The following is a 24,918-nucleotide window of genomic DNA, read 5'->3' as shown; positions in this document are numbered from 1 at the left end:
GAAACCGTTGGTTGTGTAGACGACGCAAGTGTGAAACGGCAGGCCGCTACTGGTTCAAGTCGCAAGGCTTCCCGACGTCGCCTTTACAAAACTTCACATTGTTTTCTTGAAGATTGCCAAATTATTACCGCCTCCGTGCGGTGGTCGCACCAAGGCCCCGCGCAGGGGCTATGCGCGTCGCCCGCGCAGCCATTCGAGGGCGAGCAGCAGCGCGGTGGTGAACACGATCAGCAGCGTCGCGACGGCCGCGATGGTCGGCGAGATGTTCTCGCGGATGCCGGTGAACATCTGGCGCGGCAAGGTGACCTGGTCGGGGCCGGCCAGGAACAGCGTCACGACCACCTCATCGAACGACGTCGCGAAGGCGAACAGCGCGCCGGAGATCACGCCCGGCGCTATCACCGGCAGCGTGATGCGGCGGAAGGTGTGGAAGGGCGTCTCCCCGAGGCTCAGCGATGCGCGCACCAGGTTGTGGTTGAAACCGGCGAGCGTGGCCAGCACGGTCGTCAGCACGAACGGCGCACCCAGCGCGGCATGCACCGCGATCAGGCCGAAGTAGGTGTCGGCCAGACCGAGCGGCGCGAAGTAGAGGTAGGTGGCGACGCCGACGACCACGATCGGCACCACCATCGGCGAGATCAGCAGGCTCATCAGCAGCCCCTTGAACGCGAAGCTGGTTCGCGACAGCCCGACTGCGGCCAGCGTGCCGAGCACGGTCGCGACCACCGTTGCGGCCGGCGCGATGATGAAGCTGTTGCGCGCGGCACGGGCCCATTCCTGCGATTCGAAGAGGTTGTGATACCACTTGAGCGACCAGCCGGGCATCGGGTAGGCGAGGAAGGAACTCGACGAGAACGACAGCGGCACGATCGCCAGGATCGGCGCCAGCAGGAAAGCCAGCACCAGTACGCAGAAGCAGCGCACCAGCCACCAGCCGAGCTTGTCGGCGAGCGTGAAGTACGCCGGGAACACAGGAAGTTTCATGGTTTCAGCCCAGGCTCAGTTCGGCCTTGCCGATGCGGCGGTACACGGCATAGAGCGCCAGCGTGGTGACCAGCAGCAGCGCGCCGAGCGCACAGGCCATGCCCCAGTTGATCTCGACATTGGTGTAGCGGGCGATGTAGTAGCTCAGCATCTGGTCGTCGGCGCCGCCAAGCAATGCCGGCGTCACGTAATAGCCAATGGCCAGGATGAACACCAGCAGCGCACCCGCGCCAATGCCCGGATAGGTCTGCGGCACATAGACCCGGAAAAACGCCGCGATGGGTGAGCTGCCCAGCGACACGGCCGCGCGCAGGTAGGTCGGCGGCACGCTCTTCATCACGCTGTAGAGCGGCAGGATCATGAAGGGCAGCAGGATGTGGACCATCGAGATGATCACGCCGGTGCGGTTGAACAGCAGCGCGAGCGGCTCGCTGATGAGGCCGATGCCCATCAGGCCGCGGTTGACCAGGCCTTCGGACTGCAGCAGCACGATCCAGGCGGCGACGCGCACCAGGATCGAGGTCCAGAACGGCACCAGCACCAGGATCATCAGGATGTTGGCCTTGCGCGCCGGCAAGGTCGACAGCCACCAGGCCAGCGGATAGGCCAGCAGCAGGCAGAAGAGTGTGACCACAGCGCTGATGTGGAAGGTGCGCAGCAGGATGCCGCCGAACGCGCGCTGGTCTTCGGGCATGCGCTCGACGCTGCCCTGCGCATCGCGGCGCAGGTCGACGGAGGCCAGCAGGTAGTCGGGCGTCCAGCGCGAGCCGTTCTTGGCGATGGCCTGCCAGAACGGAGGCTCGCTCCAGCGCGCGTCGATTTCCAGCATGCGGGCCTTCACTTCGTCGGCCGTACCGGCGATCGGCAGCGCGCGGAAAGTACTCATCACCAGCGAACGGGCGCCCGCGATTTCGGTGTTGAGACGGCGAGCGAGTGCGCCCGCATCGGAACTGTCGGGCATCCGGCCGAGGTCTGCCGCGACCGCCGCGAAGGCGGCCGCGGGCGGCGTGCCGGTGCGGTTCCAGCCGTCAAGCGCGCGCACGGTGAGCGGCAGCGCGTTGGCGACCTCCGGGTTCTCGACCGCGCGCTGGAGCAACGCGACGATCGGCACCACCAGCGTCAGCAGCAGGAAGACCAGCAGCGGCAGCGTCAGCGAGAACGCGCGCCATTTGCGGCGCGATTCCGCACGCGCGAGCGCCTGCTTGAGCCCCGGCGGCGGCGCCTCGGCTGCGAGGGGAGTGACGAGGGTCGCCGTGGCCATGGTGGACGTCCGCTGCGTTTACTGCGTCGCCCAGGAGGCGAAGCGCTTCTCCAGCGCCTCGCCCTGGTCGGCCCAGAAGCCGACGCTGAACTGCAGCGCTTCCTTGGCGTTCGCGGCCGAAGTCGGCAGGTCGGCCAGCACCTTCTTGTCGAGCGAGGCGAGCGCCTTGGTGTTGGTCGGGCCGTAGGCGATGTTCTGCGCGTAGACGGCCTGGTTGGCCGGCTGCATCGCGAACTGGATGAACTTCAGCGAGGCTTCCTTGTTCGGCGCGCCCTTCGGAATGACCCAGTAGTCCAGGTCGTAGATGCCGCCCGGCCAGTAGATCTTCAGGGTGCGGCCTTCGCGGTTGGCCGCGTCGATGCGGCCGTTGTATACGGTGGTCAGCACCACGTCACCCGCGACCAGGAACTGCGGCGGCTGCGCACCGGCTTCCCACCACTGGATGTTCGGCTTGAGTTCGGTCAATTTCCTGAACGCGCGTTCGGCGCCGTCCCTGGTGCCGAGCACCTTGTAGACGTCGGCCGGCTTCACGCCATCGGCCATCAGCGCGAATTCCAGGTTGTAGCGCGCGCCCTTGCGCATGCCGCGCTTGCCGGGGATCTTCTTGACGTCCCAGAAGTCGGCCCAGCTGGTGGGCGCGGTCTTGAGCTTTTCGCCGTTGTAGGCCATCACGGTCGACCAGACGAACACGCCGACGCCGCATTCGGTCACGGCTGCCGGCAGGAAGTCGGCCTTGTTGCCAATCTTCGAATAGTCGAGCTTTTCGAACAGGCCTTCGTCGCAGCCGCGGGCGGCGTCGGGCGATTCGACTTCCACCACGTCCCAGGTCACTTTCTTCGTCTCGACCATGGCCTTGATTTTGGCCTGTTCGCCGTTGTATTCGACCGGCACCACCTTGATGCCGGTCTTCTCGATCGGCTCGTAGTAGGCCTTCTTCTGCGCATTCGCGTTGGCGCCGCCGAAGTTGACGACGGTGATCTGCTGCTGGGCGAGCGCCGGCAGCGCGAAGGCGGCGGCGAGGGTGCAGGCGAGAAGGGTTCTTTTCATGATGGTTCGAGCCTCGTTGGTTAGAGAAGAGATGCGTAGATGCGGGCGTGGTGCGCCGGGAATTCGAGCGATACCGCATCGCCGATCTGCGGCGGCGCGCTGCCGTCCAGGCCGGTGAGCGGCATCTTCACGGTGGCTTCGGCCTGCTCGCCGCCGACGCGGCACAGCAGGCGCAGGTGGTCGCCGTAGTAGATGACGCGGGCAATTTCGGCTGCCAGGCTGTTGGGTCCGGGCTGTTCACCGCGGCGATGCAGCACGACACGTTCGGGCCGTATGCAGAGCTCCACTGCGGCTCCCGCCGCAGCGGAGCTCACGTTCAGGCCTTCGAGCACGCGGCCGTCCGGCAGTGCCATCGCCGGGCGTTCGCCGGCCGCAGCCAGCGTGCCCTTGAGCACCGTGTTGTCGCCGACGAAACCGGCGACGAAACGGTTGGCCGGCATCTCGTAGAGCCGGTCGACCGTGTCGAGTTGCTGGATCACGCCTTCGTTGAACACGGCCACGCGGTCGCTCATGGTGAGCGCCTCGCCCTGGTCGTGCGTCACGTAGACGAAGGTCACGCCGAGCTGGCGATGGATGTCCTTCAGCTCGATCTGCATGTGCTCGCGCAGCTGCTTGTCGAGCGCGCCGAGCGGCTCGTCCATAAGCACCAGCTGGGGCTCGAACACCAGCGCCCGGGCCAGCGCCACGCGCTGCTGCTGGCCGCCCGAGAGCTGACCGGGAAGGCGGTCGGCCATTCCCTTGAGCTGCACCATGTCGAGCGCACGTTTCACGCGGGTGGCCTGATCGTCCTTCGATACCTTGCGCACGGTCAGCGGATAGGCGACGTTCTGTCCGACCGTGAGGTGCGGGAACAGCGCGTAGTTCTGGAACACCATGCCGAAGTGCCGCTTGTGCGGCGGCGTACCGGTGATCTGGCGGCCGTTGAGCAGGATGTCGCCGGAGGTCGGCGACTCGAAGCCGGCAAGCATCATCAGCGTGGTCGTCTTGCCGGAACCCGACGGGCCGAGCAGGCTCAGGAACTCGCCGCGGTGGATGTCCAGGTCGAGCTGGCGCACCACCAGATGCTCGCCGTCGTAGGTCTTCTGGACGCGCTGGAAGCGGACCAGGGGTTCTTCAGTCATGGCTTGGATGCTTGGCAAAATGGGCTGTCCGAAGAGATGCGTGCTCAGCGCAGGGCGGCGAAACTGTCTGCCAGGATCGACAGTCCCTCGTCCACTAGCAAGTCGGATGCCGTCAACGGCACCAGCACCCGGATCACGTTGCCGTAGGTGCCGCAAGAAAGCAGGATCAGCCCGCGTCGCGCGGCTTCCGCCACCACGCTGCGGGTCAGCGCCGCGGCGGGCCGGGCGAGATCGCCCTGCTCGAACAGCTCGATCGCCACCATCGCGCCGAGCCCGCGCACGTCGCCGATGGCCGGTTCGTTCGCGGCGATGGCGCGCAGGCCGGCCTTGAGGCGCTCGCCCAGCTCGCGGCTGCGGGCCAACAATTGTTCGGTTTCGAAAACCTTCAGCACGGCGAGCGCGGCAGCGCAACCGATCGGGCTGCCGGCGTACGTGCCGCCCAGACCGCCGGGGGCCGGTGCGTCCATCACTTCGGCCCGGCCGACCAGCCCAGAAATCGGGAAGCCGCCGGCCATTGACTTGGCCGTGGTGATGAGGTCGGGCGCCACCGGCCACTGCTCGCAGGCGAACCAGGTGCCGGTGCGGCCGGCGCCGGTCTGCACCTCGTCGGCAATCAGCAGGATGCCGTGGCGGTCGGCCAGCGCGCGCAGGCCGGCGACGAATTCGGGCGGTGCCACGTTGAAGCCGCCTTCGCCCTGCACCGGCTCGACGATGAAGGCCGCCACGCGCTCGGGCTCGATGTCGTTCTTGAACAGCAGTTCGACCGAATGCAGCGCGTCTTCGATGCTGACGCCGTGAAGCGTGTTCGGGAACAGCGCGTGGAACACCTCGCCGGGGAAGGGGCCGAAGCCGATCTTGTACGGCGCGACCTTGCCCGTCAGCCCCAGCGTCATCATGGTGCGGCCATGGTAGCCGCCGGTGAAGGCGATCACGCCGGGGCGCTTGGTGTAGGCACGCGCCACCTTGACGGCGTTTTCCACCGCCTCGGCGCCGGTGCTCAGGAAAATCGATTTCTTGGCAAAGTCGCCGGGCGCCAGCGCGTTCAGGCGTTCGGCGAGCTCGACGTACGGTTCGTAGGCCACCACCTGAAAGCAGGTGTGCGAATACATGTCGATCTGCGCCTTGACGGCGGCGCTGATCTCGGGATGGCAGTGGCCGGTATTGAGCACCGCAATGCCGCCGGCGAAGTCGACATACCTGCGCCCTTCGACGTCCCACAGCTCGGCATTGCTGCCGCGGCTGATGAAGATTTCGTGCGTCTGGCCAACGCCGCGTGCCACGGCGGCATGGCGACGGGCCATCAGGGCCGCGTTGCTGAAATGGGGTTCGCGCTGCATGGGTACGACCTGTGCTTGTGAGGGAAAGCAACTTTAGGTTCCGCAATCCGGCACCGCCATGTACACCCGCGACGATGCTTTTGTGGACTGTACAGGTCTTGTATCCTGTACATGGTTTCCTCAATATGGTGCATTCCTGCACATCGGGCCACATCAATGCTGATTCTTCGCCCCGATCTCCCCACGCCGCTGGTCAGCCAGATCGTCGAGGGTCTGCGCGGGCTGATCGGCAGCCAGCGGCTGAAGCCCGAAACCAAACTGCCGTCGATCCGCGCCTTCGCTGCCTCGCACGGCGTCAGCGTGTTCACCGTTGTCGAGGCCTACGACCGTCTGGTGGCGCAGGGTCTGCTGGTGTCGCGGGCGAATTCGGGCTTCTTCGTCAAGCGGCGCAGCGAAGACGGTGCCGGCGCGGCGGTCGCGCCGCGTGCCGATCCGCGCTTCGACGCCCGCTGGTATCTGCAGCAGATCTTCGAGAACCGCAACCTGCCGCTGAAGCCCGGCTGCGGCTGGCTGCCGCACGACTGGCTGTTCGAGGACGGCATGCGCCGCAGCCTGCGCCATCTGGCTTCCGAAGGTACCGACATCGGCGGCTATGGACTGCCATTCGGCCACATGGCGCTGCGCATGGCGGTGGCCGAATCTCTCTCAGAGCACCAGATCGTGGTCGACGCCGACCAGGTGCTGCTCACGCAGGGGTCGAGTCAGGCGCTGGACCTGGTGGCACGCCGCCTGCTCAAGCCCGGCGACGCGGTGCTGGTCGACGATCCGGGCTATCCGAACCTGATGTTCATGCTGCGCTTCCTCGGCGTCGAACTCATCGGCGTTCCGCGCACGCCGCATGGCTACGACCTGCCGGCACTGGAAGCGTTGCTGTCGCAGCACAAACCGAAGGCGTTCTTCACGCAACCGCGTCTGCAGAGCCCGACCTGCTCGATGGCGTCGATGCCGCAACTCGTGCGCCTGCTGCAACTCGCACAGGCGCACGACTTCGTGCTGGTCGAGAACGACATCTACGCCGACATGGACGCCTCGATGCGGCCGTCGCTCGCTAGTCTGGCGCAGCTGCGGCAGGTGGTCTACGTCGGGAGCTTCTCGAAGACCATTTCGCCGAACATCCGGGTCGGCTATGTCGTCGCGCAGCCGGAGTTGCTGGCGGACCTGGCCCAGTTGAAGATGGTGTCGGGTCTGACCTCGTCGGACATCACCGAGCGGCTGGCTTTCAGCGTCGTCACCGACGGCCGCTGGCGCAAGCACCTGAAATCGCTGCGCGAGCGACTGGCGCAGGCGCACGGACAGGTGGCGCACCGGCTGAGCGGACTGGGTTTCGAGCTGTTCGTCGAACCCGCCGCCGGCATGTATCTGTGGGCGCGGCATCCGGACATCGCCGACGGCGCCGAGCTTTCCACCCGGGCGACCAGCGAGGGCATCATGCTCGGCCCGGGCCAGCTGTTCCTGGTGAATCCGCGCCCGACCGGCTGGCTGCGGTTCAACGTCGCCTTCTGCGAGGACGAGCGGCTCTGGCGCTTTCTGGAGCGCAGCATCGCGCAGCAGGGCCAGGGCCTGGAGCTGGCCGGCTAGTCAGCTACCGGTCCACCACCAGCGCCATCGTCTCCTTGATCTCTTCCATCACGATGTAGCTGTGCGATTCCGCCTCCACCGGCAACTTCTTCAACACGTCGCCGAGCAGCCGGCGGTATTCGCTCATGCCGCCGAGACGCGCCTTCACCAGATAGTCGAAACCGCCGGAGACGAGATGGCATTCCTGTACGTCCGGAACGTGCAGCAGTTCCTTGCGAACCTTCTCGAATACCTCGTCGGATTTCGACGCCAGCTTGATCTCGACGAACACCAGCAGCGTCTTGCCGAGCGCCACCGGCGACAGCCGCGCGTGGTAGCCGGTGATGACGCCGTCGCGTTCCATGCGCTTCACGCGTTCGGTGCATGGCGAGGTCGAGAGGCCGATCTGCTCGGCCAGTTCGGTCATCGAAATTCGGCCCTGCCGCTGGAGGATGTCGAGGATTTTCCGGTCGGTCCGGTCGATGTTGGCAGTCATGCGGGTTTTTTCACTCCACTTGTTCGGGATGCACCAAAAGAACAGTTAATTTCACTGCGGCGCACCGAAAGAACAGTCGAATTTACGGGATCTTTCCGCCTAAATTTGTCGAAATTTACTTCGTTCGAGAGGTTCCCCAATGAAAGTCCTTGTCCTGGGCGGCGGTGTCATCGGCATCAGCACGGCGTACTACCTGGCGCGCTCCGGCGCGGAGGTCACCGTGCTCGATCGGCAGGAAGGTCCGGCGCTGGAAACCAGCTTCGCGAACGCCGGCCAGGTGTCGCCGGGCTACTCGACCCCTTGGGCCGCGCCCGGGATTCCGCTGAAGGCGATGAAGTGGATGTTCCAGAAACATGCGCCGCTCGCGATCCGTCTCGACGGCAGCCTGTTCCAGCTGCGCTGGATGGCGCAGATGTTGCGCAACTGCTCGCCGGAGCGCTATGCCGTCAACAAGGAACGCATGATGCGTGTGGCCGAATACAGCCGCACCTGCCTGCAGCAGCTTCGTGCCGATACCGGTATCAGCTATGAGCAGCGCACCGGCGGCACGCTGCAGCTGTTCCGCACGCAGGCGCAGCTCGATGCGGTCCAGCGCGACATCGACGTGCTGCGCGAATGCAACGTGCCCTTCGAACTGCTGACGCGCGACCAGCTGACCCGGGCCGAGCCCGGTCTGGCCCAGGCGCGCGACCGGCTGGTGGGCGGTCTTCGCCTGCCGAACGACGAAACCGGCGATTGCCACATGTTCACCAATCAGCTGGCCGACCTGGCACGCAAACTGGGCGTGGACCTTCGCTTCAACCAGAAGGTCGACGGATTGACGGTGGAAGGCGGGCGCATCGTCGGCGCGCGCGTCAACGGCCAGATCCTGAAGGCGGACCGGTTCGTGATGGCTTTCGGCAGCTACTCGCGCCAGTCGCTGGCACCGCTCGGCATCGACCTGCCGGTGTACCCGGTCAAGGGTTACTCGCTGACGGTTCCGCTGGTCGATCCGGCGCTCGCTCCGCAGTCGACCGTGCTCGACGAGACCTACAAGATCGCGGTCACGCGCTTCGACGACCGCATCCGCGTCGGCGGCATGGCCGAACTCGGCGGCTACGACCTCCGCCTGAACCCGGCGCGCCGCGCGACGCTGGAACTGGTCGTCAACGATCTGTTCCCGGGCGGCGATGTATCGCGCGCCACTTTCTGGACCGGCCTGCGCCCGATGACGCCCGACAGCACACCCATCGTCGGCGCCACCCGCTATCCGAATCTGTTCCTCAACACCGGCCACGGGACGCTTGGCTGGACGATGGCCTGCGGTTCCGGCAAGCTGATTGCCGATCTGGTGACCGGTCAGCGTCCGGAAATCAGCACCGACGGCCTGGGCATTGACCGCTACGGCTCCGTTCCGCGCCGGACGATGCCGGCGCAGCACCTCGGCGCCCGCACCAGCTGACCCGGGCTGATCCGGTCTTGAACGATCAGCGCAGCTGGCCGTTCAGATAGGGCTCCGGGTCGACAGCCGTGCCGTTCTTGCGCACTTCGAAGTGCAGCTTGACGCGGTCGGTGTCGCTCTGGCCCATCTCGGCGATCTTCTGGCCCTTCTGCACCGCGTCGTTCTCCTTCACGAAGATCGTCTGCGTGTGTGCGTAGGCCGTGAGGAAGGTGTCGTCGTGCTTCACGATCACCATGTTGCCGTAGCCGCGCAACTGACCGCCGACATACACAACCCGTCCGTCCGCGGCAGCGAGGATCGGGTCGCCCAGATTTCCCGCGATGTCCAGCCCCTTGTTCTTGTTGCCGTCGAAGCGCGCCAGCGTGGGGCCGGGCGCCGGCCGCAGGAAAGCAGCCGGCGGCTGGGTCGGCTGCGGCTGGGGCGCCTGGTATTGCGGTGTCGGCGACGGCAGCGTGTTCAACGTCGGACTCACCCTGCGGGGCGGCGTCGGATACTGCGAAGTCAGCGGCACGTTGGACGTGCAGGCGGCGAGCGTCGCGGCCAGGACGACGGCGCCCCATGCGGCCGGGCGTGGAAGAAAGCTGGGGATTCGGTGGGCTTGCATCGTGCAATTGGAACAAATGTGCGGAGAACGGGTTCCGCGGGTGATTGAACTACGGTTCTAGACCGACGGCGCGACCATGCGCTGCAGCAGAGGTTGGCGGGCCAGGACCGCATCGCGCGGACCGAAGTCGAGCACGCGACCGCCTTCCATCAGCACCACTGTATCGAAGCGGTCCAGCAGGCTCAGCCGATGGATCGACGCGATCAGGCAGGCCTGTGGAAAAGCCGCTGCGATGCGCTGCAGCACACGCGATTCGGTGCCTGCGTCGAGCGCACTCGTCGGCTCGTCGAGCAGCAGCAACGAGCTTCCGTGCGCCGCCAGCACGCCGCGCGCCAGGCACAGCCGCTGGCGCTGTCCGCCCGAAAGATTGAACCCGCGCTCGGAAATCAGCGTGTCCAGATCGCCGCGCGTCGCCGCAAGCACTTCGTCGAATGCACTGGTATGCAGGGCAGCCTGCAGCGCCGCGTCTTCCGCGGGCTCGCCGAAGGTCAGGTTCTCGCGCAGGCTGGCTTCGAAAACTTCGGTTTCCTGCGGAATCAGCGTGGCGAGCTGACGCAGGCGCGGCCAGTCGACAGGTCGGCCTTCGATCGCGAGCGTTCCCGCGCCTGGTGCATACAGACCGGCCAGCAGGCGCAGCAGCGTGCTCTTGCCGCCGCCACTCGGGCCCACCAGCGCGATGCGCTGGCCCCGGCGCAGCGTCAGCGCAACGTCGTGCAGTCCGCTGTGCACACCGCTCTCGGCCGGTACTTCGCCGCGTGGCGCGTAATGCCAGGCCAGGCCTGTGATGGAAAGCTCGGTCCAGTCCGCACCTGCATCGACAGGCTTCTGCGCGGCACCGATCGGTGCTTCCCAGATCGGCGCCGCGCTGCCGTAGTCGGTGTGCATGCGCGCGAAGAACTGGAAGTTTGCCGCCATCGACGACACCACGCCCGCGGCCTGCTGCGCATACTGATGGATCATGAAGACAGAGCCGAGCATTACCGCCTGCCCCGGGGCCTGAGCCTGCCAGACGTAGAGCACGACCAGTCCCCACGTCAGCGCCATTCCCATCATGTCGACCGCGAACCATTTGCCTTCGTTGAGGACCACGGTGCGCTTGAGCGGCAAGGAAATCGCTTCCATTCGCCGGCGCAGCAATTTGCGCGAAGCTGCCTGCAGGCGCAGGCCGATCACCGTCGACGCGTTGCCGAGGAAATCGAGCAGCGCCGACACATAGCGACGGTCGGCATCGTTTTCGGTACGCGCGAGGCGCATCAGCGCACGGTCGAACTTCAGGACGATGACGCCGATCAGCACATAACCCGCAATCGCCAACCCGCCAGCCGAGCGCGCGAGCAGTGTCAGCGCCACCAGCGGGCCGATGAAATTGACGACGTTCGTCAGGTAGATGAACTGGTTCTGCGCGAAGTCCGACAGCGCCTTGCTGGCCTGGTGCACGCGGTGCTGCAGTTCGCCCGAATGATGGCCGTCGTGCCACACCAGCGGCGCCGAGGCGATGCGTCCGTAAAGGTCGTCCGCGAGCGATTCCCGCACGCGCACGCCGACATTGCGTTCCAGGATGCGTCCCGGCCCATGCACCGCCCACGACATCACGTAGATGCCGGCCAGCGCACCGATCCAGCGCGCCGACGCCGACAGGCTGCCGGCCTGCAGCGCGTTGATCGCCTGACCGGCGAGCCAGGGCATCGTCAGCCGCAGCAGTTGCGACGAAGTCAGCAGGGCGGTGGCGCCGATGAACTGCCGGCGGGCGCCTGCCGCGTAATGCCACAGCGCGCCATACAGCTCGCGGATGGCATTGCCTGGAGCACCGGCTGCGGCACCGACCATCGGTTGCTGCTTACTTCTTCAACGGAATCGGCATCGCGCGGTCCACCGGCACGGCGGTGACGCTGTTCTGCGGCGAGCCGTCGACCAGCCGGTCGGAATACGAGAGATAGATCAGCGTGTTGCGCTTGGCGTCGACCATGCGCACCACGCGAAGGCGCTTGAACAGGATCGACTGGCGTTCGCTGAACACCTCTTCGCTCTGCTTGAGCGGCTCGGTGAAAGACACCGGACCGACCTGGCGGCAGGCGATCGATGCTTCGGCCTTGTCTTCGGCCAGTCCGACGGCGCCCTTGATGCCGCCGGTCTTGGCGCGCGAGACGTAGCAGGTCATGCCCGGCACCTTCGGGTCGTCGTAGGCGTCGACGACGACCTTGTGATCGGGGCCGATCAGCTTGAAGGCCGTGTCGACCTCGCCGACCTGCTCCGCGCCGGCGGAGACTGCGGTGCCCATCGCGGCGCAGAAGCAGGCGATGGAGAGAAGAAGCGCGCGATGCGTCATGAAAACCTTGGGACGAAAAATGAATCGGATCAGTCGAAATCGAGCGTGTGGACGCGATCGAAGCTGCCGCGCCGACGGTCGTCGAAATAGAAGCGCAGCGCCTCGCGCACGGTGCGGAAGGCGATCTCTTCCCAGGGAATCTCTTCCTCGGTGAACAGCTTCGCCTCCATCGTCTCGTGGCCGGGGTCGAAAACCTCGTTCAGCAGCCGGGCGCGATAGAACAGATGCACCTGGCCGACCTTGATGACGCTCATCACCGCGAACAGGCCCTCGATCTCGAACTCTGCGCCGGCCTCTTCGACCGTCTCGCGGGCCGCACCTTGCGCCGTCGACTCGTTCAGCTCCATGAAGCCGGCCGGCAGCGTCCATTTGCCCTTGCGCGGCTCGATGTTGCGCTTGCACAGCAACACGCGGTCGCCGAGCACGGGGATCGTTCCGACCACGTTGTTCGGGTTCTCGTAGTGGATCGTGTGGCACGCCGGGCATACGGCCCGCTCGCGCGTGTCGCCGTCGTCGGGCACCCTGTAGACCACGGCGGTGCCGCAGTTCCTGCAATGCTTGATGGGCAGGTGCACGGCGCGCTCAGCCGATCTTGACGGTCAGTGTCGGCAGGCCGGCGACCGTACCGACCAGCGTGTCGCCGGCCACCACGGCCGCGACGCCTTCGGGCGTACCCGTGAAGATCAGGTCGCCGGGTTGCAGCTCCCAGGCTGCCGATAGATGCTCGATGGTCTCGGCGATGCTCCAGATCAGCTTGCTCACGTTGCTGCGCTGGCGGTCGGTGCCGTTGACCTGCAAGGCGATCTCGGCCTTTTCGACGTCGCCGGCGTCCGCCACCTGGACGATGGGACCGATCGGCGCGCTCTGCTCGAAAGCCTTGCCGATCTCCCACGGGCGGCCCTGTTTCTTCATCTCGTTCTGCAGATCGCGGCGCGTCATGTCGAGGCCGACCGCGTAGCCGTAGATGTGCTTGTGCGCATCGGCCGCGGCGATGTTCTTGCCGCCTGTGCCGATGGCCGCGACCAGCTCGATTTCGTGGTGGAGGTTCTTCGTCAGCGTCGGGTAGGCCATGCTGCCGGTCTCGCCCTCGCCGACGAAACGAACCGCATCGGCCGCCTTCATGAAGAAGAAGGGCGCCTCGCGACCGGTGAAGCCCATCTCCCTGGCATGGTCCTCGTAATTGCGGCCCACGCAGTAGATGCGGTGCACCGGAAAGCCGGCGCTCTGGCCGACCACGGGAATCGACACCACGGGCGCCGGAGGGAACACGTACGCGGAAGACATTGGTTTTCGTCCTGATTCAAGCTGGAACGGCAGTGTGCCAGAGGAGAAAGGCCGCTGCCCGCCGCAACCCGGAGCAGATCGTCGCAGCTATGCTCGGCGCCATGATGAAGCTGTACAACTACTTCCGTTCGTCGTCGTCCTACCGCGTGCGCATCGCGCTCGAGATCAAGGGACTGCCCTACGACTACGCGCCGGTTCATCTGGTGCGCGGCGAGCAGCTGCAGCCGCCGTATGCCGACCTGTCGCCTGACCGCTTGCTGCCGCTGCTGGAGGTGCAGTCCGAGTCCGGTGTCGAGCGTTTTTCGCAGTCGCTGGCGATCCTCGAATACCTCGACGAGACCCATCCCGCATCGCCTTTGCTGCCACCCGATGCCGCAGGTCGTGCACACGTGCGTGCGCTTGCGCAGACGATCGCCTGCGAGATCCATCCGGTCAACAACCTGCGAGTTCTCAAATACCTGGTTGGCGAACTGAAGGCGGATGAGGCGGCAAAGCTCGCCTGGTATCGGCACTGGGTGCGAGAGGGTCTCGAGGGCTTCGAGCGGCAGCTTGCCCAACGCCCGGCCGGTCGCTTTTGCTACGGCGACACGCCGACGTTGGCCGATTGCTGCCTCGTGCCGCAGATCTTCAACGCCCAGCGCTTCGAATGCGAGCTCGGCGGCTTGCCACGCACGATGGCGGCGTACGAAGCGGCAGTGCAGCTCGACGCCTTCCAGCGCGCGCATCCGTCGCGCTGTCCCGATGCGCAATCCTGATATGGGAAGCGTCGAGATCCCGTCGGACTGGCTGATTCCCGACTGGCCTGTGCCGGGCAATGTGAAGGCGTTGTGCACGACCCGCGCAGGCGGCTTTTCCGGCGGGCCGTACGAGGGGCTCAACCTCGGTCTGCATGTCGGCGATGCGCCGACCGATGTCTTGCGCAATCGCGCAGTGCTGCGCGACGCGATCGGCGTGCGTCCGGTTTTTCTGCAGCAGGTCCATGGGACGGATGTGCTGGCGCTCGATTCGCACGATGCCGCGTCGCACGACGGTGCCGTTGCGGATGCGTGCATGGCGGCCGCGCCCGCGACCGGACTGGCGTGCACGATCATGGTGGCCGACTGTCTGCCGGTGCTGTTCGCGGATGCGAGCGGTGCGCGCGTCGCGGCTGCACACGCTGGCTGGCGCGGGCTTGCGGCGGGTGTTCTGGAGCGCACGTTGATCGAACTCGACGTCGAGTCTCCGGTCGCGTGGCTCGGACCATGCATCGGTCCGCACTCCTTCGAGGTCGGTGACGAGGTAAGAGCGGCTTTCGTGGTGTCGACGCCCGAAGCCGCAGACTGCTTCCGAGCGACAGGCGAGCGCGGCAAATGGTGGGCCGATCTTCCGGCGCTGGCCCGTCAGCGGCTGCGTGCGGCGGGCGTCGTTGCCATACACGGCAACGACGGCAGCGATGCCTGGTGCACCGTGCGAAGTCCGTTACGTTTCTTTTCGCACCGGCGCGACGGCGTCAGCGGCCGCTTCGCTGCCTGCATCTGGCTCGACGGCAACGACGACGGCGGCTGAGCGTGCGGCGCTGCGGGCCGCTTCCTGCGCCGCGAGCTCGCGTTCGCGGAGCTTTCGTCGCCGAGCCGGCGTGCTTATCAGGTAAACCACCAATGCGACGGGCGCCACGCCATAGAGTACAAAGGTGAACACGGCGCCGAGGACGGTTCCGGTGGTGCTGGTTGCTTCGGCGATCGCCATCATCAGGGCGACGTAGAGCCAGGCGATGACGACGATATGCATGAGAAGCTGGGTTGGTCCGGGTATGCAGGATACTTTCAAAAGCCGCAACAAACCCGTGCAGGGTGATGATCGAGGAGACACGATGAACCAGCAGGCCACGGCCACAGAGGCCTTCGGGCCGTTCCAGCAGGCGCTGACGGAGGGTTGGCAGAAGGCCATGGCGTCGTTCAAGGACAGTGCGGGTAGCGGGGGCGCCGCCGAGATGCCGAAATTCTCCCTGGCTCCCGAAAAGCTCAAGGAGATCCAGGCGCAGTACGTTTCCGAAGTCACCGAGCTGTGGCGCCAGGGCGCTGCGATCAAACCGGTCGGCGACCGGCGCTTCGCTTCCGAAGCCTGGAGCGGGAATCCGCTTTCGTCCTTCTCGGCGGCGGTTTATCTGCTCAACGCCCGTACCTTGCTCGGCATGGCCGACGCGGTCGAGACCGACGTCAAGACCCGCTCCCGGCTGCGCTTCGCGATCGAGCAGTGGCTGGCCGCGACGTCGCCGAGCAATTCGCTCGCCTTCAACGCCGAGGCGCAGAAGAAGGCGCTCGAAAGCCAGGGCGAAAGCATCGCCAAGGGCATGCAGAACCTGATCCACGACATCCGCCAGGGTCACCTGAGCATGACCGACGAAAGCGCATTCGAAGTGGGACGCAATGTCGCGACCACCGAAGGCGCCGTGGTGTTCGAGAACGAACTGTTCCAGCTGCTCGAATACAAGCCGCTGACAGCCAAGGTCTACGAGCGGCCGTTCCTGCTGGTGCCGCCGTGCATCAACAAGTTCTACATCCTCGATCTGCAGCCCGAGAACTCGCTGATCCGCTATGCGGTCGAGCAGGGACATCGCGTGTTCGTTGTGAGCTGGCGCAATCCGAACGAGTCGATGGGCAGCTACACCTGGGACCAGTACATCGAAGACGCCGCGATCAAGGCGATCCATGTCACGCAGGAAATCGCCGGCGACGGTCCCGACAGCAAGATCAACGCGCTGGGCTTCTGCGTCGGCGGCACGATCCTCGGCACCGCGCTGTCGGTGCTGGCTGCGCGCGGCGAGAAGCCGGTAGCGTCGGTCACGCTGCTGACCACGCTGCTGGATTTCACCGACACCGGCATCCTCGACATCTTCATCGACGAGCAGATGGTCAATTACCGCGAGATGCAGATGGGCAAGGGCGGCCTGCTGCCGGGTGGCGACCTGGCATCGACCTTCAGCTTCCTGCGTCCGAACGATCTGGTCTGGAACTACGTCGTCGGCAACTACCTGAAGGGCGAGACGCCGCCGCCGTTCGACCTGCTGTACTGGAACTGCGATTCGACGAACCTGCCGGGTCCGTTCTATGCCTGGTATCTGCGCAACACCTATCTCGAGAACAAGCTCGCCGAGCCTGGCGCACTCACCGTCTGCGGCGAGAAGATCGACCTCGGCAGCATCGACATTCCGGCCTACATCTACGGCTCGCGCGAAGACCACATCGTGCCGATCGAAGGCGCCTATGCATCGACGCGGCTCCTGACTGGCAAGAAGCGCTTCGTGATGGGCGCATCGGGCCACATCGCCGGCGTGATCAATCCGCCGGCCAAGAAGAAGCGCAGCCACTGGATCCGCGAAGACGGCAAGCTGCCGGCGTCGCAGGCCGAATGGCAGAAGACGGCGGTCGAGCATCCGGGCAGCTGGTGGACCGACTGGTCGCAGTGGCTCAAGGGCAATGCCGGCAAGCAGATCGCTGCACCGAAGAACTACGGCAAGGGCCGCAGCTACAAGGCGACAGAGCCGGCACCGGGCCGCTATGTCAAGGAGCGTGCCTGACAGCGCGCTCTCTTTCCCATTAAAAATTCAAACCAAGCAAAGCAACGGAGAACTCCATGGAAGACATCGTCATCGTTTCGGCCGCACGCACCGCAGTCGGCAAATTCGGCGGGTCGCTCGCGGGCATTGCCGCGACCGAACTCGGCTCGCTCGTCATCAGAGAGGTGCTGGCGCGCGCGAAGCTCGGCAACGACCAGATCGGTGAAGTGATCATGGGCCAGGTGCTCGCGGCAGGCGTCGGTCAGAACCCGGCACGCCAGGCGCTGCTGAAGAGCGGCATCGACAAGATCACCCCGGCGCTGACCATCAACGCGGTGTGCGGCTCCGGCTTGAAGGCGGTGATGCTCGCCGCCCAGGCGGTCGCGACCGGCGACAGCGAGATCGTCGTGGCCGGCGGTCAGGAGAACATGAGCCTTGCGCCGCACGTGCTGCCGAATTCGCGCAACGGCCAGCGCATGGGCGACTGGAAGCTGGTCGACACCATGATCGTCGACGGCCTCTGGGACGTCTACAACCAGTACCACATGGGCATCACGGCCGAGAACGTGGCCAAGAAGTACGAAATCACCCGCGCGATGCAGGACGAACTGGCGCTCGCCAGCCAGACCAAGGCGGCAGCCGCGCAGGACGCCGGCAAGTTCAGGGACGAGATCGTCGGCGTGCACATTCCGCAGAAGAAGGGTGATCCGCTGGTCTTCGACAAGGACGAGTTCATCAACCGCAAATCGACCGGCGACGTGCTGGCCGGTCTGCGTCCTGCCTTCGACAAGGCCGGCAGCGTGACTGCGGGCAACGCATCGGGCCTGAACGACGGCGCCGCCGCCGTGGTCGTGATGACCGCCAAGAAAGCCGCTCAGCTCGGCCTGACGCCACTCGGCCGCATCGCGAGTTACGCCACCGTCGGCCTCGACCCGACGATCATGGGCATGGGCCCGGTCGCCGCGTCGACCAAGGCGCTGGAACGTGCGGGCTGGAAGGCCGCCGACCTGGACGTGCTGGAAATCAACGAAGCCTTTGCTGCGCAGGCCTGTGCGGTGAACCGCGAGATGGGCTGGGACGTGAGCAAGGTCAACATGAACGGCGGCGCCATCGCCATCGGCCATCCGATCGGCGCGTCTGGCTGCCGCATCCTGGTGACGCTGCTGCATGAGATGCAGCGCAGCAATGCGAAGAAGGGCATCGCGTCGCTGTGCATCGGCGGCGGCATGGGCGTGGCGCTGACGATCGAGCGCTGAACGTCCCGGTTGCGTATCTGGAGGGTAACCCCGGGGGGAGCCTTCGCGAATACGAAAGGCACCCTTGCGCATTCGCAGATTGCGCAGCGCGCGCCGACCGTTCACCATGCGATGTACTGGAGACAAACGCATGGGACTTCGATCATTCGCCGGTCGCACCGGTGGCGCCGGCTGGACCGGCGCCACGGCGTTGGCGCTTGCCGCGGCGCTTCTGGGTAGCCTGTTCGCGGTGCCCGCTACGGCGCAACAGGCCGGCTACCCGAGCCGACCCGTCACGCTGGTGGTTCCGCAGGCCGCAGGCGGGACCAACGACATCGTCGGCCGGCTGGTCGGTCAGAAGCTGGGCGAGGTGCTGGCTGCAAGCGTCGTCGTCGACAACCGGCCCGGCGCGGGCGGCAACATCGGCACGCAGCTCGTGGCGAAGGCGCCGAAGGACGGCTACACGCTGCTGATGACGATCAGCAGCAGCCAGGCGATCAACCCGGCTCTGTACAAGAACCCGGGCTTCGATCCCGTGAAGGATTTCCGCCCTGTCGGGCTGATCGGTGCAGTGCCTAACGTGTTGCTGGTCAACCCGTCGTTTCCGGCGAAATCGATGGGCGAATTCCTTGTGCTGGCAAGGCGCAGGGACGCCAACCTGCAGTTCGCCTCGGCCGGCAACGGCACGCTGAACCACCTGCTCGGCGAGATGCTCAACAACATGGCCGGCATCCAGCTGCAGCATGTGCCTTACAAGGGCGTCGCGCCTGCCATCAACGATGTGATCGGCGGGCAACTGCCGATACTTTTCGCCAGCCTGCCTTCCGCCCTGCAGCACATCCGGAGCGGCAAGCTTCGCGCGCTGGCAGTGAGCGGCGACAAGCGCACGCCGTCGCTGCCCGATGTGCCCGCCATCGCGGAATCCGTCCCTGGCTACAACGGCACGCTGTGGATCGGTCTGTTCGCGCCAGCCGGTCTGCCGGCCGAGGTGCAGACGACGCTGCAGGACGCGACACGCAAGGCACTCGCCGCACCGGACCTGCGCGAAAAGCTGGAGCAGCAGGGCGTCGAGATCGCCGCGCCGACCACACCTGAACAGTTCGCGGCGCTGCTGCAGACCGACCTCGCGAAGTGGGCGCAGATCGTGAAATCTTCCGGCGCGGCGGTGGACTGATGACGATGCTCGCGACCCAGGAAGTCGAGGCCCTGCAAGCCTGGCAAGGCCGCAGTGAGACGCTCGACGACCGGATCACCGCCGCGCCCGTGCGTGCGTTGTCGGCCACGCTCGACCGGGACGATGCCGATCCGGAAGCCGGCACGCGCCTGCCCGAACTCTGGCACTGGCTCTACTTCCTGCCGCACCACCGTCAATCCGAGATCGGCGAAGACGGCCATGCCCGGCGCGGCGGATTCCTGCCGCCGGTGCCGTTGCCGCGCCGCATGTGGGCAGGCGGACGGATTACGTGGGAAGCGGTCAATCCGCTGCGCGTCGGCGATCCGGTGCGACGCGTGTCGACCATCGCGTCGGTAAAGCACAAGGCCGGGCGCACGGGCGAGCTGATCTTCGTGCTGGTGCGGCACGAACTGCACAACGCGCGCGGTCTTGCGCTGACCGAGGAACACGACATCGTCTACCGCGCCGCAGCCGCGCCCGGAGAGGTCGCTCCGCCGCCGACACCCGCCCCGCAGGACGCCGCGTTCAGCCGCAGCATCGTGCCGGACGACGTTCTGCTGTTCCGCTATTCGGCGCTGACCTTCAACGGCCACCGCATCCACTACGACCGGCGCTACGTGACCGAGGTCGAGGGCTATCCCGGCCTCATCGTCCATGGTCCGCTGATCGCCACGCTGCTGGTCGATCTGCTGCGCCGGCAGATGCCGGAGGCGACGCTGTCGCGCTTCGAATTCCGCGCGGTGCGGCCGACCTTCGATATTGCGCCTTTCAGGCTCCACGGACGGCCCGATACCGCGACAGACGCCGACGGCAAGACCTTCAGCCTGTGGGGCGAGGACGCCGACGGCTGGCTCACGATGCAGGCGACGGCGACGCTCGCCTGAAACGAACAACGGTCCAGACATGAAAACCCAGATTCCCACCCCCGACGCCCATCAGGAACTGCGTGAAGCGATGCGCGCACTGTGTCGCGATTTCGATTCCGCCTATTGGCAGAAAGTCGATCACGAGCGCGGCTATCCCGAAGCCTTCGTCACCGCACTGACCGATGCCGGCTGGCTCGCCGCGCTGATTCCGGCCGAATACGGCGGCTCCGGTCTCGGCCTGACCGAAGCGTCGGTGATCATGGAAGAGATCAATTTCTCCGGCGGCAACGCGGGCTCCTGCCACGGCCAGATGTACAACATGGGCACGCTGCTGCGCCACGGCAGCGAGGCGCAGAAGCAGCAATACCTGCCGAAGATCGCGACCGGCGAGCTTCGCCTGCAGTCGATGGCCGTGACCGAGCCGACCACCGGCACCGACACCACGCAGCTCAAGACCACGGCGGTGAAGAAGGGCGACCGCTACGTCGTCAACGGCCAGAAGGTGTGGATCTCGCGCATCCAGCATTCCGACCTGATGATCCTGCTGGCGCGCACCACGCCGCTCGCCGAAGTGAAGAAGAAGTCGGAAGGCATGTCGATCTTCATCGTCGACCTGAAGCAGGCGATAGGCAACGGCATGACCGTCCGGCCGATCCTCAATATGGTGAATCACGAGACCAACGAGGTGTTCTTCGACAACCTCGAGATACCGGCCGAGAACCTGATCGGCGAGGAAGGCAAGGGCTTCAAGTACATCCTCGACGGCCTGAACGCGGAGCGCACGCTGATCGCCGCCGAATGCATCGGCGACGCCTATTGGTTCGTCGAGCGCTCGCGCCACTATGCGAGCGACCGTCAGGTCTTCGGACGCGCCATCGGCCAGAACCAGGGCGTGCAGTTCCCCATTGCCGCCGATTACATCGAGACCGAAGCCGCCAACCTGATGCGCTTCAAGGCCTGCGCGCTGTTCGACGCCGGCCAGCCCTGCGGCGCGGAAGCCAACATGGCGAAGTACCTCGCGGCAAAGGCCAGCTGGGAAGCGGCCAACACCTGCCTGCAGACGCATGGCGGCTTCGGCTTCGCCTGCGAATACGACGTGGAGCGCAAGTTCCGCGAAACCCGGCTCTACCAGGTAGCGCCGATCTCGACCAACCTCATCTACTCGTACGTGGCCGAGCACCTGCTCGGGTTGCCACGCTCGTTCTGATCGGCACGCCATGACACGACCGCTCGACGGCATCACCGTCATCTCGCTCGAACACGCCATCGCCGCGCCGTTCTGCACCCGCCAGCTGGCCGATCTCGGCGCCCGCGTCATCAAGGTCGAACGGCCGGGTGGCGGGGATTTCGCGCGGGCCTACGACCAGAGGGTCAACGGCGAGGCATCGCACTTCGTCTGGGTCAACCGGTCGAAGGAAAGCCTGACGCTCGATCTCAAGCAGCCGGCCGCGCTGGCCGTGCTCAAGGAACTGATCGCAGGCGCCGACGTGCTGGTGCAGAACCTGGCGCCGGGTGCGGCCGCGCGCATGGGGCTCGGCTACGAGGCTCTGCAGGCGGACCACCCGGCGCTGATCGTCTGCGACATCTCCGGCTACGGCGACGACGGCCCGTATCGCGACAAGAAGGCCTACGACCTGCTGATCCAGAGCGAGGCGGGCTTCCTGTCGGTCACCGGAACGCCCGACGAGCCATGCAAGTCGGGCAATTCCATCGCCGACATCGCCGCCGGCATGTACGCATACACCAGCGTGCTGGCTGCGTTGCTGCAGCGCGGCAAGACCGGCAAGGGCTCGCACATCGACGTGTCGATGCTCGAATCGCTGGCCGAATGGATGGGCTTCCCGATGTACTACGCCTATGAAGGCGCGCCGCAGCCGCCGCGGAATGCGGCTTCGCACGCGACCATCTATCCGTACGGCCCGTTCCATGCCGGCGACGGCGGCACGGTGATGCTCGGCCTGCAGAACGAGCGCGAATGGCGCGTGTTCTGCGACAAGGTGCTGCTGCAGCCCGCACTTGCCACGGACCCGCGCTTCGAAGCCAATGCACTGCGCAACGCGAACCGCAATGCGCTGAAAACCATCATCCTCGAGACCTTTTCCATGCTGAGCACCGCGCAGGTGCTGGAGCGCCTCGATGCCGCACAGATCGCCAATGCGCGCATGAACGACATGGCCGGGCTCTGGGCGCATCCGCAGCTGCAGGCGCGCGAACGCTGGCGCGACGTGGGCTCGCCGGCCGGCGCGATTCCGGCGCTGCTGCCGCCAGGGCGCCAGAGCGCGTTCGACTACCGCATGGATCCGATTCCGGCCGTTGGCGAGCACACCGAGGCGATCCTGGCGTCCTTGGGACGGAGCGCAGCCGATATCGCTGCGCTGCGCACGACGGAGGCGATCTGATGACCACCGCAGCACTTGCGGCATTCGCCGCCGCGCTCCGCTTCGACGACATACCCGCGCCGGTCGTGCGCCGTGCCGAAGACCTGCTGGTCGATTGGTTCGGTTCGGCCATTGCCGGCCACGGCACGCGGCCGGTCGAAACCATCGCTGCGTTTGCCATGGCGATGGGTCCTTCTGAAGGCGCAAGCGAATTGCTGGTCGGTCGCGGTCGGACCAGTCCGTATTTCGCGGCGATGGTGAATGCTGCCGCGTCGCACGTCGCCGAGCAGGACGACGTGCACAACGGCTCGGTTTTTCATCCGGCCACGGTGGTGTTCCCGGTCGCTCTGGCCTGGGCGCAGGCACTGGGCGCGAGCGGGAAGCAGATGCTGACGGCGGCTGTGGCGGGCTACGAGGTCGGCATCCGCGTCGGCGAGTTTCTCGGCCGATCGCATTACAAGGTATTTCACACCACCGGCACCGCCGGCACCATTGCGGCGGCGGCCACGGCCGGGCATCTGCTCGGGCTGGATGCGACGCAGATGCAGCACGCTTTCGGTTCGGCTGGCACGCAGGCGGCGGGGCTCTGGGAATTCCTGCGCACCGCAGCGGATTCGAAGCAACTCCACACCGCGCACGCGGCCGCCGCCGGATTGATGGCCGCCAGCTTGGCGCGCGACGGTTTCACCGGCGCCGCGCAGATCCTCGAAGGTCCGCAGGGCATGGCTGCGGGTATGTCGACCGACGCCGATCCGGCGAAGCTGGTCGGCGGTCTGGGCACGCGCTGGGCGCTGGCCGAGACATCGTTCAAGTTCCACGCGTCCTGCCGTCACACGCATCCCGCCGCCGACGCGCTGCTGGCCGTCCTGCAGGCCAACGACCTTCGTTCGGACGACATCGAGGAAGTCGTGACGCACGTGCACCAGGGCGCCATCGACGTGCTGGGGCCTGTTGTCGATCCGGTTACCGTGCACCAGTCGAAGTTCTCGATGGGGACCGTGCTGGCGCTCGTCGGGCGATTCGGGCAGGCCGGACTTGCAGAGTTCGACGCGCACTTCCGCGACGACGAGACCCGCGCGTTTTGCAAACGTGTGCGAATGACGCTCGATGCCGAAGTCGATGCCGCCTATCCGCGCCGCTGGATCGGCAAGGTCACCGTGCGCACCCGCGACGGACGCGTGATCGAAGGCCGCGTCGACGAGCCGAAGGGCGATCCGGGCAACACGTTGAGCCGCGAAGAGATCACGGCCAAGGCGCTCCGGCTCGCGGCATTCAGCGGCGGTGCGAATGAACCGGAGATGCGCGATGCCGTCGGCATGCTGTGGCACGTGGCGGATATCGAGAAGATCGGGCCGCTTCTTGTCGGCGAAGCTGCGGTCGACCCGGCCCTTGCCGCCCTCGCTGCGGTGGCCGTATGAGCGCCGTATCGTCGCCGCTGGCCGCTGCACGCACATTCCTGTTCGTGCCGGCGGACCGTCCGGAGCGATTCGCAAAGGCGCTGGCGAGCGGCGCCGATGCCGTCATCGTCGATCTCGAAGACGCCGTGGCGCCAGATGCGCGTCCCGGTGCGCGTGCGGCCTTGCTGGCTGCCTGGCCGGAATGGCCGTCTGCAATGCGCGCCCGCACCGTCGTCCGCATCAATGCCGAAGGCACTCCGTCGCATTCCGACGATATGGCGCTGGTACGCACGCTCGGTGCAGGTGGGCTCGGCGCAGTCATGCTGGCAAAGGCGGAGCGGGCGGAGCCGCTGGTCGCGCTCGGCGATGTCTGTCCCGACGCAGCGCTGATTGCTCTGATCGAGAGCGGCGCCGGACTCGACGCGCTCGACGCCATCGCGAAGGTATCGGGCGTCGTGCGACTGGCGCTCGGCCATATCGATCTGCAGGTCGATCTGGGCATCGCCTGCGGCCCAGACGAAGCGGAGGTGGCGCCCGCGCGATGGGCACTCGTCCGTGCCAGCCGACGCGCCGGTCGGGCTGCGCCGATCGACGGCGTGACGACGGAAACACGCGACATGGCGGTCGTCGAATCCGCAGCGGCAAAAAGCCTGCGGTACGGCTTCGGCGGCAAGCTCTGCATCCATCCCGCGCAGGTGGCTGCGGTGCACGCGGCGTTCATGCCCGGTGAAGACGAGCTTGTGCTGGCACGTCGCATCGTGCAGGCTGCCGAAGCCAGTGGCGGCGGCAGTTGCGCGGTCGACGGACGCATGGTGGATGCGCCCGTCATCGCGATGGCGCGACGGACGCTCGCCCGCGCAGCAGCAACCTGAATA

The 24,918-nt window shown here is 66.2% G+C and carries 24 protein-coding genes; 12 read left to right on the top strand and 12 right to left on the bottom strand.

All coding sequences use genetic code 11. The annotated features are described in order from the left end of the window. Window positions 1–168 precede the first annotated feature (168 nt). From ACSFA3_RS05970 to gabT, 5 genes are read right to left on the bottom strand one after another with little or no spacing between them, the layout of a single operon-like run. Complete coding sequence (locus ACSFA3_RS05970) at window positions 169–984, bottom strand: ABC transporter permease (RefSeq protein ID WP_435504453.1); 816 nt, start codon at window positions 982–984, stop codon at window positions 169–171. A gap of 4 nt (window positions 985–988) precedes the next feature. Next, complete coding sequence (locus ACSFA3_RS05965) at window positions 989–2,245, bottom strand: ABC transporter permease (RefSeq protein ID WP_435504452.1); 1,257 nt, start codon at window positions 2,243–2,245, stop codon at window positions 989–991. Window positions 2,246–2,263: 18 nt separating this feature from the next. Next, window positions 2,264–3,292: an ABC transporter substrate-binding protein gene (locus ACSFA3_RS05960; RefSeq protein WP_435504451.1), complete on the bottom strand. Its 1,029-nt coding sequence runs from the start codon at window positions 3,290–3,292 to the stop codon at window positions 2,264–2,266. A 20-nt stretch (window positions 3,293–3,312) separates the two neighbouring features. Further along, window positions 3,313–4,413 carry an ABC transporter ATP-binding protein gene (locus tag ACSFA3_RS05955; protein ID WP_435504450.1) on the bottom strand — a complete coding sequence of 367 codons (1,101 nt, stop codon included), beginning with the start codon at window positions 4,411–4,413 and terminating at the stop codon, window positions 3,313–3,315. Window positions 4,414–4,457: 44 nt separating this feature from the next. Further along, window positions 4,458–5,750 carry a 4-aminobutyrate--2-oxoglutarate transaminase gene (gene gabT / locus ACSFA3_RS05950; RefSeq protein ID WP_435504449.1) on the bottom strand — a complete coding sequence of 431 codons (1,293 nt, stop codon included), beginning with the start codon at window positions 5,748–5,750 and terminating at the stop codon, window positions 4,458–4,460. Between the two features lie 156 nt (window positions 5,751–5,906). Here gabT and ACSFA3_RS05945 point away from each other — a divergent pair, with 156 nt between their 5' ends. Next, window positions 5,907–7,328, top strand: coding sequence for an aminotransferase-like domain-containing protein (locus ACSFA3_RS05945; RefSeq protein WP_435504448.1), 1,422 nt, complete (start codon window positions 5,907–5,909; stop codon window positions 7,326–7,328). A 4-nt stretch (window positions 7,329–7,332) separates the two neighbouring features. Here ACSFA3_RS05945 and ACSFA3_RS05940 read toward each other — a convergent pair whose 3' ends face one another. Then, complete coding sequence (locus tag ACSFA3_RS05940; RefSeq protein ID WP_435504447.1) at window positions 7,333–7,803, bottom strand: winged helix-turn-helix transcriptional regulator; 471 nt, start codon at window positions 7,801–7,803, stop codon at window positions 7,333–7,335. A gap of 139 nt (window positions 7,804–7,942) precedes the next feature. On the opposite strand from ACSFA3_RS05940, the gene ACSFA3_RS05935 reads away from it, so the two are divergent. After that, complete coding sequence (locus ACSFA3_RS05935; protein ID WP_435504446.1) at window positions 7,943–9,244, top strand: D-amino acid dehydrogenase; 1,302 nt, start codon at window positions 7,943–7,945, stop codon at window positions 9,242–9,244. A gap of 25 nt (window positions 9,245–9,269) precedes the next feature. Here ACSFA3_RS05935 and ACSFA3_RS05930 read toward each other — a convergent pair whose 3' ends face one another. From ACSFA3_RS05930 to ACSFA3_RS05910, 5 genes are read right to left on the bottom strand one after another with little or no spacing between them, the layout of a single operon-like run. Beyond that, a complete protein-coding gene (locus ACSFA3_RS05930) occupies window positions 9,270–9,848 on the bottom strand; it encodes a murein hydrolase activator EnvC family protein (RefSeq protein WP_435504445.1) in 579 nt (192 codons plus the stop codon). Between the two features lie 57 nt (window positions 9,849–9,905). Next, window positions 9,906–11,675 carry an ABC transporter ATP-binding protein gene (locus ACSFA3_RS05925; RefSeq protein ID WP_435504444.1) on the bottom strand — a complete coding sequence of 590 codons (1,770 nt, stop codon included), beginning with the start codon at window positions 11,673–11,675 and terminating at the stop codon, window positions 9,906–9,908. A 10-nt stretch (window positions 11,676–11,685) separates the two neighbouring features. Continuing rightward, window positions 11,686–12,174 carry a CreA family protein gene (locus tag ACSFA3_RS05920; RefSeq protein ID WP_435504443.1) on the bottom strand — a complete coding sequence of 163 codons (489 nt, stop codon included), beginning with the start codon at window positions 12,172–12,174 and terminating at the stop codon, window positions 11,686–11,688. A gap of 29 nt (window positions 12,175–12,203) precedes the next feature. Next, the gene (locus tag ACSFA3_RS05915; protein ID WP_435504442.1) at window positions 12,204–12,749 is read right to left on the bottom strand and encodes an NUDIX hydrolase; all 546 of its coding nucleotides are present in this window, start codon (window positions 12,747–12,749) and stop codon (window positions 12,204–12,206) included. Between the two features lie 7 nt (window positions 12,750–12,756). Then, on the bottom strand, window positions 12,757–13,458 hold the full coding sequence (locus tag ACSFA3_RS05910; RefSeq protein ID WP_435504441.1) for a fumarylacetoacetate hydrolase family protein: 702 nt from the start codon (window positions 13,456–13,458) through the stop codon (window positions 12,757–12,759). Between the two features lie 104 nt (window positions 13,459–13,562). Here ACSFA3_RS05910 and maiA point away from each other — a divergent pair, with 104 nt between their 5' ends. Together maiA and pgeF are read left to right on the top strand one after the other, a co-directional pair. Continuing rightward, the gene (gene maiA, locus ACSFA3_RS05905) at window positions 13,563–14,213 is read left to right on the top strand and encodes a maleylacetoacetate isomerase (protein WP_435504979.1); all 651 of its coding nucleotides are present in this window, start codon (window positions 13,563–13,565) and stop codon (window positions 14,211–14,213) included. Then, window positions 14,200–15,003, top strand: coding sequence for a peptidoglycan editing factor PgeF (gene pgeF / locus ACSFA3_RS05900; protein WP_435504440.1), 804 nt, complete (start codon window positions 14,200–14,202; stop codon window positions 15,001–15,003). Before maiA ends, pgeF begins: the two co-directional genes overlap by 14 nt. On the opposite strand, the gene ACSFA3_RS05895 is transcribed toward pgeF, so the two are convergent. Continuing rightward, the gene (locus tag ACSFA3_RS05895; RefSeq protein WP_435504439.1) at window positions 14,917–15,225 is read right to left on the bottom strand and encodes a hypothetical protein; all 309 of its coding nucleotides are present in this window, start codon (window positions 15,223–15,225) and stop codon (window positions 14,917–14,919) included. The genes pgeF and ACSFA3_RS05895 overlap by 87 nt on opposite strands. An 82-nt stretch (window positions 15,226–15,307) precedes the next feature. On the opposite strand from ACSFA3_RS05895, the gene phaC reads away from it, so the two are divergent. The 8 genes from phaC to ACSFA3_RS05855 all read left to right on the top strand — a co-directional run bounded on the left by phaC (window position 15,308) and on the right by ACSFA3_RS05855 (window position 24,915). After that, window positions 15,308–17,014 (top strand): class I poly(R)-hydroxyalkanoic acid synthase, encoded by a 1,707-nt coding sequence (gene phaC / locus ACSFA3_RS05890; RefSeq protein ID WP_435504438.1) that lies wholly within the window; start codon window positions 15,308–15,310, stop codon window positions 17,012–17,014. Window positions 17,015–17,070: 56 nt separating this feature from the next. Beyond that, window positions 17,071–18,249 (top strand): acetyl-CoA C-acetyltransferase, encoded by a 1,179-nt coding sequence (locus ACSFA3_RS05885; RefSeq protein WP_435504437.1) that lies wholly within the window; start codon window positions 17,071–17,073, stop codon window positions 18,247–18,249. Window positions 18,250–18,379: 130 nt separating this feature from the next. Further along, window positions 18,380–19,402: a tripartite tricarboxylate transporter substrate binding protein gene (locus ACSFA3_RS05880; RefSeq protein ID WP_435504436.1), complete on the top strand. Its 1,023-nt coding sequence runs from the start codon at window positions 18,380–18,382 to the stop codon at window positions 19,400–19,402. A gap of 5 nt (window positions 19,403–19,407) precedes the next feature. Then, the gene (locus ACSFA3_RS05875) at window positions 19,408–20,286 is read left to right on the top strand and encodes an HTD2 family dehydratase (RefSeq protein WP_435504435.1); all 879 of its coding nucleotides are present in this window, start codon (window positions 19,408–19,410) and stop codon (window positions 20,284–20,286) included. Between the two features lie 19 nt (window positions 20,287–20,305). Continuing rightward, window positions 20,306–21,475, top strand: coding sequence for an acyl-CoA dehydrogenase family protein (locus tag ACSFA3_RS05870; protein ID WP_435504434.1), 1,170 nt, complete (start codon window positions 20,306–20,308; stop codon window positions 21,473–21,475). Window positions 21,476–21,485: 10 nt separating this feature from the next. Continuing rightward, on the top strand, window positions 21,486–22,667 hold the full coding sequence (locus ACSFA3_RS05865) for a CaiB/BaiF CoA transferase family protein (protein ID WP_435504433.1): 1,182 nt from the start codon (window positions 21,486–21,488) through the stop codon (window positions 22,665–22,667). Beyond that, complete coding sequence (locus ACSFA3_RS05860; RefSeq protein ID WP_435504432.1) at window positions 22,667–24,064, top strand: MmgE/PrpD family protein; 1,398 nt, start codon at window positions 22,667–22,669, stop codon at window positions 24,062–24,064. The genes ACSFA3_RS05865 and ACSFA3_RS05860 overlap by 1 nt, the downstream gene beginning before the upstream one ends. Further along, window positions 24,061–24,915 carry an HpcH/HpaI aldolase/citrate lyase family protein gene (locus ACSFA3_RS05855; RefSeq protein WP_435504431.1) on the top strand — a complete coding sequence of 285 codons (855 nt, stop codon included), beginning with the start codon at window positions 24,061–24,063 and terminating at the stop codon, window positions 24,913–24,915. Before ACSFA3_RS05860 ends, ACSFA3_RS05855 begins: the two co-directional genes overlap by 4 nt. Window positions 24,916–24,918: the final 3 nt, after the last annotated feature.

Origin of the sequence: Variovorax glucosi (assembly GCF_051216695.1) — a bacterium.
Classification (GTDB): Bacteria; Pseudomonadota; Gammaproteobacteria; order Burkholderiales; family Burkholderiaceae_C; genus Variovorax.
Note: the sequence above shows the minus strand (reverse complement) of the source record. Positions and strands in the feature narration are given on the sequence as shown.